The sequence below is a fragment of the Brachybacterium ginsengisoli genome, assembly GCF_002407065.1.
Lineage (GTDB): Bacteria > Actinomycetota > Actinomycetes > Actinomycetales > Dermabacteraceae > Brachybacterium > Brachybacterium ginsengisoli.
In genome coordinates, this window is record NZ_CP023564.1 from 213754 (window position 1) to 232373 (window position 18620).

18 protein-coding genes are annotated in these 18620 nt (G+C 72.5%); 13 read left to right on the forward strand and 5 right to left on the reverse strand.

All coding sequences use genetic code 11. From position 1 onward, the window contains the following. Positions 1-40 precede the first annotated feature (40 nt). The gene (locus CFK41_RS00995; RefSeq protein ID WP_096797987.1) at positions 41-373 is read right to left on the reverse strand and encodes an ArsR/SmtB family transcription factor; all 333 of its coding nucleotides are present in this window, start codon (positions 371-373) and stop codon (positions 41-43) included. A 218-nt stretch (positions 374-591) separates the two neighbouring features. Between CFK41_RS00995 and CFK41_RS01000 the strand changes: the two genes are divergently transcribed. After that, a complete protein-coding gene (locus CFK41_RS01000; protein WP_151904628.1) occupies positions 592-999 on the forward strand; it encodes a hypothetical protein in 408 nt (135 codons plus the stop codon). A gap of 24 nt (positions 1000-1023) precedes the next feature. On the opposite strand, the gene CFK41_RS01005 is transcribed toward CFK41_RS01000, so the two are convergent. Both CFK41_RS01005 and CFK41_RS01010 read right to left on the reverse strand, forming a co-directional pair. Continuing rightward, complete coding sequence (locus tag CFK41_RS01005; RefSeq protein ID WP_096797989.1) at positions 1024-2502, reverse strand: hypothetical protein; 1479 nt, start codon at positions 2500-2502, stop codon at positions 1024-1026. Next, positions 2499-3263 (reverse strand): hypothetical protein, encoded by a 765-nt coding sequence (locus tag CFK41_RS01010; RefSeq protein WP_096797990.1) that lies wholly within the window; start codon positions 3261-3263, stop codon positions 2499-2501. Before CFK41_RS01010 ends, CFK41_RS01005 begins: the two co-directional genes overlap by 4 nt. A gap of 195 nt (positions 3264-3458) precedes the next feature. Here CFK41_RS01010 and CFK41_RS01015 point away from each other — a divergent pair, with 195 nt between their 5' ends. From CFK41_RS01015 to CFK41_RS01025, 3 genes are all read left to right on the forward strand, one after another. Beyond that, positions 3459-4349, forward strand: a complete 891-nt coding sequence (locus tag CFK41_RS01015) for a hypothetical protein (protein ID WP_096797991.1) — start codon at positions 3459-3461, stop codon at positions 4347-4349. Positions 4350-4479: 130 nt separating this feature from the next. Next, complete coding sequence (locus tag CFK41_RS01020) at positions 4480-6684, forward strand: 3-hydroxyacyl-CoA dehydrogenase NAD-binding domain-containing protein (protein ID WP_096797992.1); 2205 nt, start codon at positions 4480-4482, stop codon at positions 6682-6684. Positions 6685-6906: 222 nt separating this feature from the next. After that, positions 6907-7902, forward strand: a complete 996-nt coding sequence (locus CFK41_RS01025) for a hypothetical protein (protein WP_096797993.1) — start codon at positions 6907-6909, stop codon at positions 7900-7902. Between the two features lie 109 nt (positions 7903-8011). Here CFK41_RS01025 and CFK41_RS01030 read toward each other — a convergent pair whose 3' ends face one another. Further along, a complete protein-coding gene (locus CFK41_RS01030; RefSeq protein ID WP_096797994.1) occupies positions 8012-9238 on the reverse strand; it encodes an aminotransferase class I/II-fold pyridoxal phosphate-dependent enzyme in 1227 nt (408 codons plus the stop codon). A gap of 567 nt (positions 9239-9805) precedes the next feature. Further along, positions 9806-10327 carry a GtrA family protein gene (locus tag CFK41_RS01040; protein ID WP_227873155.1) on the reverse strand — a complete coding sequence of 174 codons (522 nt, stop codon included), beginning with the start codon at positions 10325-10327 and terminating at the stop codon, positions 9806-9808. Between the two features lie 236 nt (positions 10328-10563). On the opposite strand from CFK41_RS01040, the gene CFK41_RS01045 reads away from it, so the two are divergent. From CFK41_RS01045 to CFK41_RS01085, 9 genes are all read left to right on the forward strand, one after another. Next, entirely contained in the window at positions 10564-11364 is an 801-nt protein-coding gene (locus CFK41_RS01045; protein WP_096797996.1) for a hydroxymethylpyrimidine/phosphomethylpyrimidine kinase, read from the forward strand. A gap of 384 nt (positions 11365-11748) precedes the next feature. Continuing rightward, positions 11749-12639 carry an amino acid ABC transporter ATP-binding protein gene (locus CFK41_RS01050; protein WP_227873156.1) on the forward strand — a complete coding sequence of 297 codons (891 nt, stop codon included), beginning with the start codon at positions 11749-11751 and terminating at the stop codon, positions 12637-12639. Positions 12640-12745: 106 nt separating this feature from the next. Then, positions 12746-13717 carry a glutamate ABC transporter substrate-binding protein gene (locus tag CFK41_RS01055; protein ID WP_096797997.1) on the forward strand — a complete coding sequence of 324 codons (972 nt, stop codon included), beginning with the start codon at positions 12746-12748 and terminating at the stop codon, positions 13715-13717. A 127-nt stretch (positions 13718-13844) separates the two neighbouring features. Next, a complete protein-coding gene (locus CFK41_RS01060) occupies positions 13845-14543 on the forward strand; it encodes an amino acid ABC transporter permease (RefSeq protein ID WP_096797998.1) in 699 nt (232 codons plus the stop codon). 114 nt (positions 14544-14657) lie between these two features. Then, positions 14658-15479 carry an amino acid ABC transporter permease gene (locus CFK41_RS01065; protein WP_096797999.1) on the forward strand — a complete coding sequence of 274 codons (822 nt, stop codon included), beginning with the start codon at positions 14658-14660 and terminating at the stop codon, positions 15477-15479. A gap of 12 nt (positions 15480-15491) precedes the next feature. Beyond that, on the forward strand, positions 15492-16316 hold the full coding sequence (locus CFK41_RS01070; RefSeq protein WP_096798000.1) for a class II glutamine amidotransferase: 825 nt from the start codon (positions 15492-15494) through the stop codon (positions 16314-16316). Positions 16317-16434: 118 nt separating this feature from the next. Next, positions 16435-17286 (forward strand): ABC transporter ATP-binding protein, encoded by an 852-nt coding sequence (locus CFK41_RS01075; RefSeq protein WP_096798001.1) that lies wholly within the window; start codon positions 16435-16437, stop codon positions 17284-17286. Then, a complete protein-coding gene (locus tag CFK41_RS01080) occupies positions 17283-17933 on the forward strand; it encodes an ABC transporter permease (RefSeq protein ID WP_096798002.1) in 651 nt (216 codons plus the stop codon). Before CFK41_RS01075 ends, CFK41_RS01080 begins: the two co-directional genes overlap by 4 nt. Then, positions 17930-18598: an ABC transporter permease gene (locus CFK41_RS01085; RefSeq protein WP_096798003.1), complete on the forward strand. Its 669-nt coding sequence runs from the start codon at positions 17930-17932 to the stop codon at positions 18596-18598. The genes CFK41_RS01080 and CFK41_RS01085 overlap by 4 nt, the downstream gene beginning before the upstream one ends. The last annotated feature ends 22 nt before the right edge of the window (positions 18599-18620 follow it).

Below are 18620 nucleotides of genomic sequence, written 5' to 3' on the forward strand. Positions count from 1 at the left end.
GTCGTCCCGGCGAGCCGGGGTGGTGCACGACGACGGGTGCTCACTCCCGCTCGGAGTGGAGCATCTCGTCGATGCGGTCGATGTGCTCGCGGCCCCTCCGCTCGATCTCCTCGAGCAGTCGGGCGGCGGCGCGGAGTCCGTCGACGTCGGCACGGGCGAGGGTCTCGCGCCCGCTGCGTCGACGGCGGAGGAGCCCGGCCCGCTCGAGCGCCGCGACGTGCTTCTGCACGGCCGTGAGGCTCATCGGGTAGTTCCGGGCCAGCGCGGAGACCGACTGCTCCTCCGCGAGCGCCCGGCGCAGGATGTCGCGCCGGGTGCGGTCCGAGAGGGCGCGGAACCAGGCGTCGGCCCGGTCCTCCTCGCCCTCCTGCATGTCTGAAACCTACAACCGCGGAGTTGTTTCTGCAAGGGTGCTGCGTCCGTGGCGAGACATCGAGGTGGCGCGGCGTCCGCTCGAGGATCATGGGATCGAGACGTCGCATGCGGGGGCGAGGGCGTCCCCGGAGGACTCGGCGGCCTCGGCCTGGCATGCTGGGGGCATCACGGCGGCGGGACCGGGAGAGGCGGATGCGGATGCGGAGGCGAAGGCTGATGGCCGGAGGACTGGCGGGCATGGTGGCCGCGCTGGCGGGCTGCGGACGTCTGCTGCCGTCGCAGACGGACTCGCTCAACGACCCGGTGGAGGAGTTCGAGCATGTGACCTCCTCCGAGATGGAGACCAGCGGCGGCGGGACCATGCGCACCAGCCTGCGCGGAGACATCCGCTTCGACGTGGACGAGGACCAGCTCCTGGACGCCCTGGATCCCGTGTGGCGACAGGTGACCGAGTACGTCTTCGAGCTCGACGACGGGTTCGAGATGCGCAGCGTTCTGGTGATCGCCCACGGGGCTGATGGATCCACGGTCGCGCCGGAGGAGCTGCTGGGCCCCGAATATGCTGCAGATCAGGACGCGACCGTGTACTTCGGAGACTTCTTCGAGCACTACGGTCTGATCTGAGCGCTCCGAGGGGATCAGATCGCGTCAGATCCGGCGGGCATCGATGACCACGTCCTCGGTGAGGGTGACGCCCTCGCCGATGTACCGGCCGTCCATGCGATCCGCCTTGTCTGCCAAGGCCGGATGGTCGGGATGCTGAGTGAGAGTGCCGTAGTAGCCGGAGGTCTCCGAGTAGGAACCGTCGCGACGGCGGTGCACCGAGTCATGCGCGTTGTGGGCGGCGTCCGGCTGCGGGAAGTCCGGGTTCTGGGGCGGGGTCCGCATGGGCACGTCCTGCACGTTCTCGGCCGGGTTGCCGCCGGGATGGCGGAAGGAGCGCCCCTCGAGGTCGAGCGTGGGGACGAAATCTCCGTCGGTCCCCTCGTTCTGGACATGCTGCACGTTGACCACATCGGTCGTGCTCTGCGCCGGGGTGTAGGTCTGCACCGGGGAGCCGACGGAGAAGATGTCGGTGACGTTGTAGGAGCCGTTCGCGCCGGAGGAGCTGTTGAAGGCGGGATCGTCGGCCAGCTGCGCGGCGACCAGACCTCCCTGGGAATGCGCCACGAAGGCGACGTCCGAGCCGGGCGGGATGCCGGCCTCGGCCATCGCGGCTGTCACCGCGTTCGCCCCGGCGTTCTCCCGTCCCGCCATGGCGTAGATGTTGTTCGCCCAGCCGAAGGGCTGGCCCTGCCCGTTCCATCCCTCGAGGGTCGCCGGGAGTCCGCCCTCGCTCGACCACAGGTCCGCGCCCTGGGTGGGCGGCACGTGCACGATGTACCTCTCGGCGCCGTCGGTGCCCTGGATGGTCTGTATGCGGATCTGCGCGGAGTCCTGCGCGTCGTACTCCCCGCCCGGCGGGACGGTCCTGATGTCACCACGGGTCTCGTCGTTGTCGAGCACCAGGTCTGCGAGATCCCGCGGGGCCTCGCTGTCCTGGACGTGGCGGGGCTCCTCGCCGAGCTCGATCTCGGAGCGCTCGTCGAGGATCTCGATGTCCCCGTCGGGCAGGCCGTCGAAGAGGTCGCCGAGCGGGCCGGGGAGGCCCTTCAGGCCGTCGCGACCCCCTTCGAGGAGACTCTCCGCCCCCTCCGCGAGGTCCACGACACCGCCCGCGATCATCTCCGCCCAGGGAGTGTCCGGGATGAGCCGCTGGATCCCCTCGGGCAGGCCGCGGAGGCCCTCGTCGAGCCGGTCGAGGAAGTCGGTGACTCCGTCCGGCAGCAGGCTCTCGGGATCGCCGCCGCCGTCACCGTCGGGCTCCGAGGCGGCGTCCTGCTGATCCGCCTCCGCCCCGAGGTCGAAGCCCAGATGCTGAAGACGTTCGCCCAGCGTGCTGACCTGCGGTCCGATCCGGCCGCTCCAGTCCTGGACGAAGCTCTCCCGGTCCGGTCCCGCCCAGTCGACGCCGTGCACGTGCGCGGTGATCTCGGCGTGGAGGTCGATGATCCGCCGGGACCCGGTGAGCAGCAGCTCGGCATGCCCGCGAGCATCCTCCGGGTCCATGCCCTGGAACCCGCTCATGCCGCACCCTCCGTTCGTGCGATCGTCGCGCCCTCGCGCAGCAGAGGGATCACGGTCCCGAAGAAGTCCCCGTCCTCGACCCGGTGCATCCCGGCCAGAGGTCCGGCCGGCCCGTCGGCGCTGTAGAGCCCGAGGACCCCGCACGTCCACCGTCGCAGCAACGTCACGCTCTGCTCGGGGGCGGGCGGGATGAGGTGGATCGCGAGGTCCGCGCGATCGCCCGTGCCGGCCAGCGCATCACGCAGCTCGGCATCGAGCCCCGGGAGCGTCGCGATCGCGCTCCGGGCCGGCTCCCCCTCGTCCGCCCGGCTGCGGATCTGCTGGACCTGCGCGCTGCTGAGCTGCAGGCGGGTGGCCTCCGAGCGGGTGGTCATCGTGGCTGGGGCCGACAGCCGTGATCCCGCGGGCACCGACGCCATGATGATCTCCGGGAGCATCTCCACCTCCACCAGGGACCAGCCGACCTCTCCGGCACCGCGTCGGGCGCAAACGACGGCTCCCCGGGCATCCACCGAGATCTCCAGCTCGATGCGTGGGCCGACGGCGGGCGTCACGCCGACTGCTGCCACGCAGGGCGCGAGCAGTGCGCGTCGGATGATCGCCTCGTGCTCGGGGTCGTGCAGGGGCGCCTCGGGCGACGGGGCGTCCGGCACGGTGATCATGGTCCGCCACAGCGGGTTCAGGCTCGCGCCGTCCTGGAGAGCCCGTGCGGCGGCATCGCGCACCGGTGCGCTCTCGAACGGGGCGGTGAACTCGACCATCGGGCCCTCCTCCACAGGATGCCGGTCTGTGCCTCCTGAGCCTAGGGAGGCGATGGCGCGACGACCATGGGTACTTGTCCCCATCCCGGAGAGGCCTGGCGGTCCGCCGCGCCGGAGGCGCCCGCGGGCGGGGAGCGGGGGCGGGCCGCCTCCCTCCTCGCCTCCGTCCTCGTTTCCGTCCTCTAGGCTCGGAGCATGACCACGGGACAGGGGACTCCTCCCGAGTACGACTGGGAGGACGGCGCCGGCCCGCAAGAGCCGGAGCGCCCCGCCCTGCCCGCCGCCACCCCGTCGGACCCCGACCTCGCGGACGAGGCGCCGATCAGCGAGGCGCCCCGCGACTTCTCGCCCTGGGCCGCCCCGACCGTGGAGGCCGGCACCCCCGACGCCCCCGATGCCGGGCAGAGCTCCGGCCGCGACGGCCGACTCCCCGCCTGGGCGATCCTCGGGATCGTCGCGGTCCAGGGCGTGGTCGCCGTCTCCGTGGTCGCCCTCGTGCTCGGCGCCGCGCAGACCCTCTACGGGGGGCCCGATGTGGACCCGTCGGCCGCCCCGACCTCGGCGCCCGCGACCCGATCCGGCCCGCCGGCCACGTCCGAGCCGGCGCGTGAGCCCGGCACCGTCACCGATTCCTCGGGGCGCGAGGTGACCGACGGGACCGGCGGCTTCGACGACCCGGGCACGATCGGCGAGCACACCGTGAGCTGGACCGTCTGGACCCGCGGGACCCTCTTCGTGACGCCCCTCGAGGTCGAGGTCTCGGCGACCCTCCCGGGCACGAGCGCGACGGGCGTCGTCCAGGACGGCTACCGTGCGGTCCTGGCGACCTACGAGGTGCGCTACGAGGGCGCCGGACAGCTCGCGCCCTCCGAGGAGCTCTGGCTGACCGGCGAGACCGAGCTGACCTATTTCCCGGACATCGCCCAGGGCCTGGTCGGTGATCCGATGAAGCAGGTGGGGCCGCTCGAGGACGGCGAGACCGCGCGTTTCCGCAGCGTGTTCCTCGTCCCGGAGGACGAGGTCGACAGCTTCCGCCTGGGTCTGGAGACCTTCACCGGGGAGGTCCTGTACTTCCGGGCGACCTGAGGGGCGCGAGGCGCCGGGGCGCGGTGGACACCCGGCCGCGGTCTGAGGCATCATCTATCTGAAACCCGCAGTATCAGGCAACCTGCGGAGCGCCGCCTGCCCTCGACGAAGAGATCGCGAAAGGTCACTGATGAGCAGCTACACCGAGCACGTCACCCGAGTCCTCACAGAGGATCGCGAGCACGCGGGTCTGGGGACCGTGGCCGTGCTGACCTTCGCGCCGCCCGCGGGCGAGGAGCGCCGCCCCGCCACCCTCGGTCCCCGCTCGATCGAGGCCGTCACCGGCGCGATCGGCACCGCCCTGGACCGCGCCGAGGCTGGGGAGATCCAGGCCATCGCCCTGACCGGCACCGGGAAGGTCTTCCTCGCCGGCGCCGACCTGTCGATGTTCGCCGACCCCACTGCGGTCTCGAACGTCGAGGGCATGACCCGCGCCGCGCATGAGCTGCAGATCCGGGTGCGCACCAGCCCCGTCCCCGTCCTCGCCCATCTCAACGGGGTCGCCCTCGGCGGCGGCCTCGAGGTCGCGCTCCTGGCCGACGTGCGCACCGCCGCCCCCGGCGTGAAGGGCCTCGGCCTGCCGGAGACCAGCCTCGGGATCCTGCCCGGCTGGGGCGGCACCACGCTGCTGCAGTCCGTCGTCGGCGCCGAGACCGCCGTGCGGATGATCCTCGAGGACCCGGCGCGCGACGCCCAGCTGAGCGCCGAGCAGGCCCTCGAGAACGGCCTGGTCGACGAGCTGGCCGAGGGGCTCGACGAGGCGCTGGACCAGTTCGCCGCCCTGGTCGCCGCGCATGTGGACCTCGACGTGAGCGACGCCGACGTGGTGGACCCAGCACTCGCCGCGACCGCGGCCGACGCCCCCGCCGACGCCCCCGGCGCCTGGGCCGGCCGCGAGGCGCCGCTGCCCGCCGCCGACACCCCCGAGGCCGAGGCGCTGCTGGACGCCCTGGACGCCCCGCACGGGAGTGCGGAGACTCGCCGCACCTGGGCCGGTCGGCTCGAGGCGCAGGGCGCCCCCGCCGTCGCCCGGGCTCTCCGCCTGCTCCAGGAGCTGCCCGGCTCCACCCTCGCCGACGCCCTCGAGCGCGAGGCCACTGCGCTCGGCGAGCTGGTGCGCAGCGATGCGGCCGCCGCCTCGATGTACTCCGCCGAGATGCTGCGTCACGGCAAGCCCGGCCGCGCCCCTGTGGAGGGGGCGCGCGAGATCCGCCGCGTCGGTGTGGCCGGCGCCGGTCTCATGGCGTCCCAGATCGCCGCCCAGCTGGCCCTGGGCCTCCGGGTCCCCGTCGTTATGCGCGACCTCGACACGGCCACGGCCTCCAAGGGCCTCGCCGCCGCCCGCGAGGTGATCGCCCGGACCGCGGCCCGCGGGTCGCTCGACGCCGCCGCCGCGACCGCCCTCGCCGACAGCCTCTCCGCCACCACGGACCTCCAGGACCTCGCCGGCTGCGACCTCGTGCTCGAGGCCGTCCCCGAGGTGCTCGCGATCAAGAAGTCCGTCTTCGCCGAGCTCGAGAGCGTCCTGGCGGAGGACGCCCTGCTGGTCACCAACACCTCCTCGCTGTCGGTGGCGCGGATGGCGGAGGACCTCACCCACCGAGGGCGCGTCGTGGGCCTGCACTTCTTCAACCCCGTCGCCAAGATGCCCCTGGTCGAGGTGATCCACACCGAGGACACCGACGAGGCGGCCCTCGCCACCGGCCTCGAGGTGGTGCGGCGGATGCGCAAGTTCGCCGTGCGGAGCGCGGACGCGCCGGGCTTCATCGTCAACCGGCTCCTGTTCCGCGTGCTCGGAGCGGTGCTCGCCTCCGTAGACGCCGGCGCGGACCCGGCCGAGGTCGACGCCTCCCTCGACGCCCTCGGCATGCCCATGCGCCCCTTCGAGCTGCTGGATCTGGTGGGCCTCGCGGTCGCGGACCACGTGGGGACCGTGCTCCTCGAGGAGCTCGGCGACCGCTTCCACGCCTCCCCGGGCCTGGGCGCGATGGCCGAGAAGAAGGCCCGCTTCACCGAGCCGAGCAGGACCGCCGTGCACCCGCCGGTCTCCCCGACCGTCGCCGAGGTGTTCGGCACGGACCCGTCCGTCGCTGCCGCGGCACCCGTGGGCGACGCCCTGCTCGAGGCGGTCCAGGACGGCCTCGCCGAGGAGATCGCGCTGATGCTCGATGCCGGTGTGGTCGAACGGCCGGAGCAGGTGGACCTGGCCCTGATCCTGGGCGCCGGCTTCCCCCGGCACCGCGGCGGGGTCACGCCCTACCTCGACGCCTCGGGCGCCTCGCAGCGCGCCGTGGGCCGCACCTTCCACGGCGAGCTGTTCACCGGGCGGGGCTGAACGGCGCTCCTGCCTCCGGGACTCCCGCCCCGGGACAGGTCACCGCGCCGCCCCGTTCGCCCTGGGAGCGGGGCGGTGCGTTTCGTGACCGGATAGCGATCTGATGATCCTGGGCGAACCCTGGGTGCGCCGTACTATGTGGCGATCGGGCCCAGGGGTTCGACCAGAGCAGGTCGTGTCAGGAGAGAGGGGACGGCGCCGCATCCGGCGCCGGAGCAGAACATGTCGCAGCCACCGCAGAACGGATGGGGCCAGCCGCCGTCCGAGGATCCCTACGGCCAGTCGTCGGCGAACGGCGGCTACGACGCCGCCGGTCAGTCGCAGCCGGAGTACGGCCAGTCCTACGGCAGCCAGTCCCCGGCCGACGGCTCGTACGGGCAGGACGGCGCGTACGGGCAGGCTTCGCCGGGCGGCGGGTACGGCCAGGACGCCTCCTTCGCGCCGAGCTTCGGCGACACCGGCGGCCAGGCCTTCGCACCCCAGGGCGCGGCGCCGAAGAAGTCCAACAAGCTCCCGATCATCCTCTGCGCCGGATGCGCGCTGCTGGTGGTGCTCCTGGTCGTCGTCGGCGGCGGGATCTTCCTGTTCACCCGCGGCGACGGCGAGCCCACCGGCGGCGGCGACCCCACGGCGACCGAGACGACGGACGAGCCGACCGCCGAGCCGACGGACGAGCCCACCGAGGACCCGACCGACGAGCCCACCGAGGACTCGACGGACGAGCCCACCGAGGACCCGACCGAGAAGACCACTGCAGCCCCTGCGGCCGGCGACGGCGACGGTAGCAAGGACAAGCCGTACGCGACCGGCCAGATGTTCACCCTCGAGGACGGCGAGGGCGGCACGCTCGACGTCACCGTCGGGGCGGTGAACTGGGACGGCACCGCAGCGGTGATGGAGGCCAACCAGTTCAACGAAGAGCCCGGCGCCGACGAGACCTACATCGTCGTCCCGGTCACGATGACCTACCACGGCGACGGAACGGCGGAGCCCTTCCTCGCCGTGACCATCGACTACGTGTCCGGCGGCAACACCTACTCGGACGAGGGCACGGTCACGGAGAAGAGCGCCTACGACGTGGGGACCCTCCATGACGGCGGCACCGCCGAGTTCGAGATCGGCATCATCGTGCCGAAGGACAAGGTCAAGGACGGCCTGCTGACGGCGGACGTGCTGTTCAACTTCGACGCCCAGCCCGTCTGGGTCGCCGCCGGCTGACGTCCCCGCACCCACTGCTCGACAGCCCGCCCGTCCCCGGCATCCCGGGGAGGGGCGGGCTGATCGCTGTTCCGAGGGTGTGCGCCGCCACCAGCGTCGACCGGCGAGGTCAGCGGCGCGGCGCCGCCCAGGCGTCGAGCTGCTCGAGCGCCCGCTCGATCGTCTCGCGGCTCTTGCAGAAGGCCAGACGCAGGTAGGCGCTCGCCTCGCCGGCCCGCCCGTCGCGGTAGAAGGCGGACAGCGGGATCGCGACCACACCGGCCTCCGTCGGCAGCCGCTCCGCGAGCGCGTCGGCGTCGGGCTCCCCGAGCGGGCCCGCGTCGGCGACCGTGAAGTACCCGGCGTCGGCGAGGCTCACGCGGAAGCCGATCTCCCGCAGTCCGTCGGTGAGCAGGTCGCGGCGGCCGCGCAGGTCCGCGGCGAGCTCCTCGAAGGCCGACGCCGGCAGCGCCAGGCCCGCCGCGACCGCGGGCTGGAACGGTGCCCCCGAGGAGTAGGTCAGCCACTGCTTCGCCCCGGTGATCGCGGTGACCAGCTCCGGGCTGGCGGTGACCCAGCCGATCTTCCATCCGGTCACCGAGAAGGTCTTGCCCGCGGAGGAGATCGAGATGGTGCGGTCCTGCGCCCCGGGCAGGGCGGCGATCGGCCGGTGCGGGGCGCCGAAGGTGAGGTGCTCGTAGACCTCGTCGGTCGCGATCAGGGCGTCGTGGCGCTCCGCCTCCTCGACGATCGCGGCGAGGACCTCCGGCGAGAGCATCCTCCCGGTGGGGTTGTGCGGGGTGTTCACGAGAACCAGCCGGGTGCGCTCGGAGAAGGCCTCGCGCAGCGCGCCCGCGGAGACGTCCAGCACCAGGTCGCCGGTGTCGGGGTCCGTGCTCGAGGTGAGCGGCACGGTGCGGTGCACCCCGCCGGCGAGGGCGATGATCGCGGCGTACTGGTCGTAGAACGGCTCGAGGGTGATCACCTCGTCGCCCGGCTCGACCAGGGCCAGCACCGTCGCCGCGAGCGCCTCGGTCGCGCCCGTCGTCACCAGCACCTCGCTCGCGGGATCCCACTGCAGGCCGTACCACTGCGCCTGATGAGCGGCGATCGCCTCGCGCAGCACGGCGTCCCCCGGGCCGGGCGGGTACTGGTTGCGGCCCTGGCGGATCGCCGCGATCGCGGCCTCGGCGACGGCATCGGGCGGGGCGTCGTCGGGGAACCCCTGGCCGAGGTTCAGCGCATCGTGCTCGAGAGCGCGCGCGGACATGCGGGCGAACACGGTGGGGAGGGCCTGCCCGTCCTGCAGCAGGCCGGCCGCGTCGGCGGCACGGGTCCAGGGGCCGGTGGTGATCATGTCCTCGAGTCTCGCAGAGTCGGGCGGTCCACCGTGGCGGGCCGAGCCACGTGGTCGCGAGGCGCCGCACGGAGCCGACGCAGGAGCAGCAGCGCATGGAGATCATCGTCCGACCGGGGGACATCACGCTCGAGACCACCGACGCCGTCGTCAACGCCGCGAACTCCTCCCTGCTCGGCGGCGGGCGAGCGGGCGGCGCGATCCACCGTGGCATCGGCTGCGCGGACTGTCAGCTGGCGAACCAGATCCGCGCCGCCTGCCGCTGCCTGCCGCCGCTTGCCGCCGCCTGCCGCCGTCCGCCGCCGCCTGCCGCTGCCTGCCGCTGCCTGCCGCTGCCTGCCGCTGCCTGCCGCTGCCTGCCGCTGCCTGCCGCCGCCCGCCGTCGCTTGCCGCCGCCTGTGCGGACTGTCAGCTGGCGAACCAGATCCGCGCCGAGAGTGGCTCGCCAGCTGACGGTCGACGGCGCGGGGTCTGGGCGCGGAGCGCGTCGACGGCGCGGGATCTGGGTGCGAGTGCGGGCGCGGGCGTGGCGCGCAGTGCGGCCCGGGCGTGCCCCGATCGCGCCGCTCAGTGCTTCGGGAAGACCAGCCGCCCGTAGGTGACATACCGGAACGAGGTCGAGACGACCTGCCCGATCAGGGTGCCGGAGATGTTGTCAGCCAGCACGGAGTCGAGCCCCAGCACGTAGCGGGAGAAGCCCAGGCAGGAGAGCTGCAGGCCGGCCGCGATGAGGTTGACCAGGATGAACAGCATGATCGACCGGGTGGTGCCGGGCCGCGGGCGGTCGCCGAAGGTCCACAGGCGGTTGCCCAGATAGGTCAGGCAGGAGGCGACCGCGATGGTCAGCACCTTCGCGGTCAGCGGGGTCCCGTGCATGAGCCCGGTGCCCCAGCCGTGGCTCGGGCTCCAGAACACGAGCAGGTTGTACATCGCGGTGTCGAGCAGGAACACCACGCCGCCCACCAGCAGGAACTGGATCGTGGGGCGCAGATGCTCGCGGAGCATTGCGGAGCTGCGATCACGCAGGGAGGTGCTGGTGGAAGTGGGGCGGGCAGGGGTCTCCTGCGCGGTCGGATCCGGCGTCAGCACGCACGGCACTGTACCCGAGGCGATAGGATCGGGCCTCGCCGTCGCGACGGGTCGGAGCCACCTCACAGGTGCCGGCCCTGGGAGCGCGCGGCGCATCCGCGGCGACGGGCTGGCGGGTCCTCGGAGGATCCCGGCCCTGGGAGCGCCCGGACCCCGCCGCAGCGACGGCTCCGTCGGTCTCGGCCGACGGGCGCGGACGCGCGGCATCGATGACGACCCCTCCAAGGAAGGCCCCCATGACTCACGTCGCCCTCACCATCGCCGGCTCCGAGACCACCGGAGGCGCCGGGGCGCAGACGGACCTCAAGACGTTCCATCAGCTCGGCACCTTCGGCACTGCGGCCCTGACCTGCATCGTCTCCTTCGACCCGAAGAATGACTGGGGCCACCGCTTCGTGCCCGTGGACCCCCAGGTGATCGCCGACCAGATCGAGGCCACCACCGCCGTGCACGAGATCGACACGGTCAAGATCGGCATGCTCGGCACCCCCGTCACGATCGACACGGTCGCCGCCTCGCTCGCCGAGCGCTCCTTCACCAATGTGGTCCTGGACCCGGTGCTGATCTGCAAGGGCCAGGAGGCCGGCGCCGCTCTGGACACGGACAACGCGCTCAAGGAGAAGATCCTGCCGCTGGCCACCTTCGTGACCCCGAACCACTTCGAGGCGCTCACCCTCTCCGGGATGGACAGCATCGAGTCCGTCGAGGACCTCACCGAGGCGGCCCGCCGCATCCACGACACCTACGACGTGATCGTGCTGGCCAAGGGCGGCGTGGTCCTCGAGGGCGACGAGGCCGTGGACGTCTTCTACGACGGCGAGCAGACCGTCGAGCTGCGCAGCCCCAAGATCGGCGAGCACCGCGTCTCCGGCGCCGGCTGCACCCTCGCCGCCGCGGTCACCGCCGAGCTCGCCAAGGGCGCCACCCCGCTCGAGGCCGCCCGCACCGCCAAGGCCGTGGTGACCAGCTCGATCGAGAACCGCCAGGGCGGCGCGACCCCCTTCGACGCCGTGTACCAGGGCGCGTATCAGGGCTGAGCCGCCGCCGCCCCGCGCGGGCTGAGCCGCTGGCGCCCCGCGCGGGCTGAGCCGCCAGGGTCCCCCACGCGGGCTGAGCCGCCAGGGTCCCCCGCGCGGGCTGAGCCGCCAGGGTCCCCCACGCGGGCTGAGCCGCCAGGATCCCCCGCGCGGGCTGAGCCGCTGGCGCCCCGCGCGGGCTGAGCTGGCGGGCTCCCGCCTCCCCGCTCGGTGACCGAGCGGTCATGCGCGGTTCTGAACCAGGATCTGGTTCAGAACCGTGCATGACCAGGAGGTAACGCGACCCCGTCAGGCACCGTCATCTGCGGTCACGAAAACATCCCGACATGCGACCAGTCGTGCCGTCATGTGGACAGATGTCGCCGAGCACAGCATTCTCGGGGGATGGACGACAGCAGCACGCCCGCCTCGGCCGACGGGTCCGGCGCCCCCGACACCGCCGCAGGCGCCCCCGACACCGCCGCAGGCGCCCCCGCGAGCGCTCCCGGCGGTGCCTCGGCCGGCCAGGCCTCCGCGGCCCCCGTGCCGAAGCAGATCGGCGAGGCCCTCATCTCCGCCCGCGGGGTCGACAAGTTCTTCGGCGACTTCCAGGCGCTGAAGAACATCGACCTGGACATCCATCGCGGCGAGGTGGTCGCGCTGATCGGCGCCTCCGGCTCCGGCAAGTCGACCCTGTGCCGCTGCCTGAACCGCCTGGAGACCATCTCCGCCGGCGAGATCACGATCGACGGCGAGAAGCTCCCGGAGGAGGGCAAGGACCTCACCCGCCTGCGCGCCGACGTGGGCATGGTGTTCCAGAGCTTCAACCTCTTCCCGCACCTCAAGGCGATCGACAACGTCACCCTCGGCCCGCGCCGGGTGCGCGGCACCGCCAAGGCCGAGGCCGACGAGCAGGCGATGGAGCTGCTGCGCCGCGTCGGCCTCGAGGACAAGGCGAACTCGCTTCCCACCGCGCTGTCCGGCGGCCAGCAGCAGCGCGTGGCAATCGCCCGCGCGCTGGCGATGAAGCCCAAGGCGCTGCTCTTCGACGAGCCCACGTCGGCCCTCGACCCCGAGGTGATCAACGAGGTCCTCGACGTCATGACCGAGCTCGCCGAGCAGGGCATGACCATGCTCGTGGTCACCCATGAGATGGGCTTCGCCCGGCACGTGTGCGACCGCGTGGTCTACATGGACCAGGGGGAGATCGTCGAGCAGGGCGATCCGGAGGCGTTCTTCACCGCGCCCGAGAGCGATCGCGCCAAGGCGTTCCTGTCCAAGATCCTCGCCCACTGACCCCTCGCCCCTGACCTCCTCGCCACCGACCCCGGCTCCCCGCCAGGCGCCGTCCCATCCATCCCCGCCGCACCGCCCGGAGCGGCACGAGACATCGGAGAGATCCATGACCCGCACCAGCTTCCGACCCGGCCGCCGCGCCGTCGTCGCCGCAGCCGCCGCCCTGCCCCTGGCGGGCCTCGCCGCCTGCTCCTCCGACACCGGTGAGGGCCCCGACCTCGGCGGCGGCGGCGAGGGCGAGGAGAAGGCCGGCTCGATGGCCGACGTCCTCGCCTCGGGCCCCGTCGCCTCCGAGGAGGCGATCGCCAAGAGCCCCTGGGCGCAGTCGATCAAGGAGAAGGACCAGCTGATCCGCGGCGGCACCGTCGCCAACCAGGTCTTCTCCCTCGCCTCCACCAGCGGCGACCAGCCCACCGGCTTCGACGCCGGGATCACCCAGCTGCTGGCGAAGTACATCCTGGGCGAGGGCGGCGAGGAGAAGGTCGAGTACATCGACACCACCGTCGAGACCCGCGAGACCCTGGTGCAGAACGGCACCGTGGACTGCGTGATCGCCACCTACTCGATCACCCCCGAGCGCCTGGAGGTCATCGACTTCGCCGGCCCGTACTACCTCTCCGGCACGGCCATCCAGGTGCGCGCGGAGGACAAGGACACGATCTCGGGCCCCGACGACCTCACCGGTCTCAAGCTCGTCACCCAGTCCAACTCCACCGGCGTCCAGGCCATCGAGGACAACGTCACCGATCCCGGCGACGTGCAGTCCCTCCCGGACAACGAGTCCTGCGTGGCCGCGCTCAAGCAGGGCCGGGCCGACGCATACGTCCTGGACCAGGGCGTTCTGCTGGGCAACTCCGCCGCGGACCCCGACGTGGTGGTGGTCGGCGAGCCCTTCGTCGACGATCCCTACGGCGTGGGCCTGTCCCAGGAGGCGGAGGGAGCGCTCGACCTCGTCAACGCCTTCCTGAAGGAGATCATCGACTCCGGCACCTGGAAGTCGCTGTGGACCGCCACGATCGGCGAGGTCGTCGACGGCGAGGCTCCCGAGCCGCCCGTGCCCGGCGACCTGCCGGCCTGAGCCGCGCCGCGGCGCGGACCGGCACCGTCGGCCGCGCCGCTGATCCCCACCCCCGACCCGCGCCGACGGGGGCGCCCGCACCGGGCGCGACCCGTCGGCCGCCCCGGACCCCACCGAGAGGGACCCGATGGATGCCATCCGCGAGAACCTCCCCCTGCTGCTGCAGGGGGTCGGGACCACGATCGCGCTCACGCTGCTGGGCTACGCCTTCGCGCTGGTCCTCGGCACGCTCCTGGCCGTGGCCAGGGTCAGCCCGATCCCGCCGCTGCGCGGGATCGCGACGGTGTACGTGGAGATCTTCCGCAACATCCCGCTGCTGAGCCTGCTGATCCTCATCTCCTTCGGCCTGCCGGACGTGGGCCTGCTGCTGCCGTACTTCTGGTGCGGCGTGCTGGGGCTGACCCTCTCCTCGGCGGCGTTCGTGTGCGAGAACGTGCGCTCGGGCATCAACACCGTGCCGATCGGCCACGCGGAGGCGGCGCGGTCGATCGGGCTCGGCTTCTTCGGGACGCTGCGCTGGGTGGTGCTCCCGCAGGCCTTCCGCTCGATGGTGCAGCCGCTGGTCAACGTGTTCATCGGGACCGTGATCGGCTCGGCGCTCTGCTCCGCGATCGCGGTCCAGGAGGTCACCTGGGTGACCCAGACCCTGAACATCCGCTACGCGCAGGCGGTGCTGATGTTCCTCATCGCGGGCGCGGTCTACCTGGTCCTGTCCCTCGGCGGCGCCGCGCTCGGCGGCGTCATCGAGCGCGCGGTCGCCCCCGGCCGGACCCGCGGCGCCGGGTCCCGCCCCGCACTGGACGTCACGGCGGGAGCGCAGGCATGAGCACTTCTTCAGCCGGTCGACGAACTGCGAGGAACGAGCGGGAGGAGATGGGCGCATGAGCACTTCTTCAGCCGGTCGACGAACTGCGAGGAACGAGCGGGAGGAGATGGGCGCATGAGCACTTCCTCAGCCACGCAGGTCCTCTTCGACGCCCCGGGCCCGAAGGGGCGACGACGCATCCTGCTGCTCTCGATCCTCAGCGTGGTGCTCATCGCGGCGCTGCTCGCGGGGGCGCTGTGGCAGTTCCACGCCAACGGGCAGCTGGACCCGAACAAGTGGGTCGTCTACCTCCGCGCCGACTACCTCGCCTTCCTCGGCCAGGGCCTGTGGGGCACCCTCAAGGTCACGGCCCTCGCGGCGGTGGTCGCCTTCCCCTTCGGCCTGCTGCTCGCGCTGGCGCGGATGTCCCGCCTGCGCCTGCTGAGCGCGGTCGCGATCACCTGGATCGAGTTCTTCCGCGGCATCCCGATGCTGCTGGTGGTCTACGCGTTCCTGCTGGCGCTGCCCGCCTTCGGCGTCACCTTCCCGCGGTTCTGGATGCTGGTGGTGCCGATGATCCTGGTCTCCAGCGCGGCCACCGCGGAGGTGTTCCGGGCCGGGATCCGCGCGGTGGACAAGGGCCAGCACGAGGCGGCCGACGCGATCGGGCTCAGCCGCCGCGACTCCCTGCTCTACGTGATCCTGCCGCAGGCGGTGCGCCTGGTGCTGCCCAGCCTGATCCTCGCCCTGGTCACCCTGCTGAAGGACTCCACGCTCGGCTACGTGGTCAGCTACAACGAGCTGCAGTTCCAGGGCAAGACGCTGGTCTCGATCACCCGTTACCTGGTGCAGACCTACCTCGTCGTCTCCGTGATCTACATCGTCATCAACCTCCTGCTCACCCGCCTCGCACTCGCGCTGGACGCGCGGATGAAGAAGCGCGCGGCGGCGAGCTGAGAAGGGATCCCCATGTGCCGTCTGCTCGGCGTCGTCTCCCGCGAGGGCGGGACCCTGCCCCAGATCGTCCCGGCGGAGCTGCCGCTGTTCACCGCGCTGTCCGAGCGGCACAAGGACGGCTGGGGCGTGGCCTGGTACCCGGACGGCTCGGGGGCCGACGGGGGCGATGACCCCGCGCCCCGTCGGCCGATGCTGCGCCGCGGCGTCGACACCGCGCTGGCCTCCGGCGACTACGGCGAGGCGGTCGAGGCGGCCCGCGGCGAGGTGATCGTGGTGCACCTGCGCCGTGCGAGCGTGGGCCTCGCCCTCACCCCCGACAACACCCACCCCTTCGACGAGGGGGAGCTGACCTTCAGCCACAACGGCCAGTTCGACCTCTCCGACGAGCTGCGCGAGAGGATCCTCGCCCGCGGCGGCCGACCCCCGCACGGCACCACGGACTCGGAGCTGTTCCTCTCGCTGATCACCGCCCACCTCGCCGAGCTCCCGGCCCGGGAGGGCCGCCCGGACCTCGCCGGCGCTGTCCAGCACGCCGCCGCGGAGCTCACCGACCTGCTGCTCGAGCTGTCCGGACGCCCGCCGGAGTCGCTGAACTGCCTGCTGACCACCCCGGGAACCCTCGTCGCCTACGCCCAGCACGATCCCTCGCAGGCCCCGACGGATCAGCCCCCGGAGGTGTACGACCTGCGCTGGCGGGCCGATCACGACCGGGTGCTCGTCTCCTCGACCGGCTACCCGCAGCAGGGCTTCGCGACCCTCGCCCAGGGTGCCGCGCTCGAGGTGCACCGCGGCAGCCTGCGGGTCGAGGAGCGGGCACCGCTCGACGACGGCGCCTGACCGGCGGGATCATGCGGTGTCGGGACAGCCCGGGACCGCAGAGGGGCCCGAAGGATGCAGTACTGTCGACACCGCAGAACTCGACCTTCTGTACGACGATCCCAACCAGGGAGGCCCCGTGATCGGCTTCGAGAACGTCCGCAAGGAGTACCCCGGCGGCACGCTGGCCGTCGAGGACTTCAGCCTGGACATCGACTCCCATGAGGCCGTCGTGCTCGTGGGCACCTCGGGATCGGGCAAGACCACCCTGATGCGGATGATCAACCGCATGGTCGATCCCACCGCGGGCCGGATCCACATCGACGGCGATGACGTCGCGAGCCTGGATCCCGTTCAGCTGCGCCGCTCGATCGGCTACGTCATGCAGGCCTCCGGTCTGCTCCCGCACCGCACCGTGCTCGACAACATCACCACCGTCCCCGTGCTGCGCGGCACCGGTCGGGCGGAGGCCCGCACGCGCGCGCACGAGCTGATGGAGACCGTCGGCCTCGACGCCGCGCTCGCCGAGCGCTACCCCTCCCAGCTCTCCGGGGGCCAGCAGCAGCGCGTGGGGGTGGCCCGGGGCCTCGCCGCGGATCCGAACATCCTGCTCATGGACGAGCCCTTCGGGGCCGTCGACCCGATCGTGCGCGCAGAGCTGCAGCACGAGCTGCAGCGCCTCCAGCGCGAGCTGCGCAAGACGATCGTCTTCGTCACCCACGACATCGACGAGGCCTTCCTGCTCGGCGACCGGGTCGTGATCCTGAAGCCCGGCGGCGTGATCGCCCAGGTCGGCACCCCGCAGGAGATCCTCGCCGCTCCGGCCGACGACTTCGTGACCAGCTTCGTCGGCGCCGACCGCGGCGCCCGCACCCTCCATGTCGAACGGGTCGACGGGCGCGACGTCGTGATCGACGCAGACGGGCGCGCCGCCGGCGTGCTCGCCGCGGCCGACGGACCCCGGGACGCGGGCCCGGAGCGCTCCTCGTGACCTGGATCCTGGCGAACCTCGGCGTGATCGCCGAGTACACCGGCGCGCACCTGCTCCAGTCGCTGCCGCCGATCCTGGTGGCGCTGCTGCTGTCCCTGCCGCTGGCGAAGCTGTGCAACGCCCGCGGCTGGCTGCGCACCGGCGTGACCACCGCCTCCGGGCTGATGTACGCGATCCCCTCGCTCCCGCTGTTCGTGCTGCTGCCGGGCCTGATCGGGACCGGGGTGCGCAGCCCGCTGAACATCATCATCGCGCTGTCGCTGTACGGGCTCGCGCTGATGGTCCCCACCGCCTCGGACGCCTTCCGCTCCGTGAACCGGGACGTGCTCGGCGCGGCCACCGCCCAGGGCTACGCGCCCGGCGCCCGGTTCCTGCAGGTCGAGCTGCCGCTGGCCGGCCCCGTTCTGCTGGCCGGGGTGCGGGTGGTCGCGGTGAGCACGATCTCCCTGGTCACCGTGGGCGGCGTGCTCGGGGTGCCGAGCCTGGGCATGCTGTTCGTGGACGGGCTGCGTCGCGGGATCGTCGCGGAGATCGCCGCCGGGATCATCGCCACCGCCGCCCTCGCCCTGCTCACCGACGCTCTGCTGGTGCTGCTGGGACGCGCGGTGATGCCCTGGACCCGTCGGCAGGAGGGACGCAGGCCATGAACGGCAACCCCTTCCTCGACGCCCTCGTCTGGCTGGGCGACCCGTCCCGCTGGTCCGGTCCTGCCGGGGTGCCGGTGCGCACCCTCGAGCACCTGGGCTACACCGCGCTCGGCGTGCTGATCGCCGCCCTGATCGCGGTCCCGATCGGCCTCTACGTGGGGCACACGGGCCGGTTCAAGGGACTCACCGTGGCGGTCGCCGGTGCCGCCCGGGCCCTGCCCACCCTGGGCCTGGTGACCCTGTTCGCGCTGCTGGTGGGCATCGGGCTCACCGCGCCGATGCTCTCCTTCGTCATCCTCGCGATACCCTCCCTGCTGGCCGGGGCGTACTCGGCCGTGGAGTCCGTGGACCCGGCCACCGTCGACGCCGCCCGCGCGCAGGGGATGACCGAGCGGCAGATCCTCACCCGGGTCGAGATCCCGCTCGGGCTGCCCCTGCTGATCGGCGGCGTGCGCGGGGCGACCATGCAGGTCGTGGCCACCGCGATGCTCGCCGCCTATGTGGGCAGCGGCGGGCTGGGCCGCTTCATCTTCCAGGGCCTCGGCTCGCAGAACTATCCGCAGATGATCGCCGGCTCGCTGCTGGTGATCGTCCTCGCCCTGGTCCTGGACCTCTCCCTGCTGCTGCTCCAACGGCTCACCGCCCCGCGTGGGACCGCCGCCTGATGTCCCTCCGACCGACCCGACC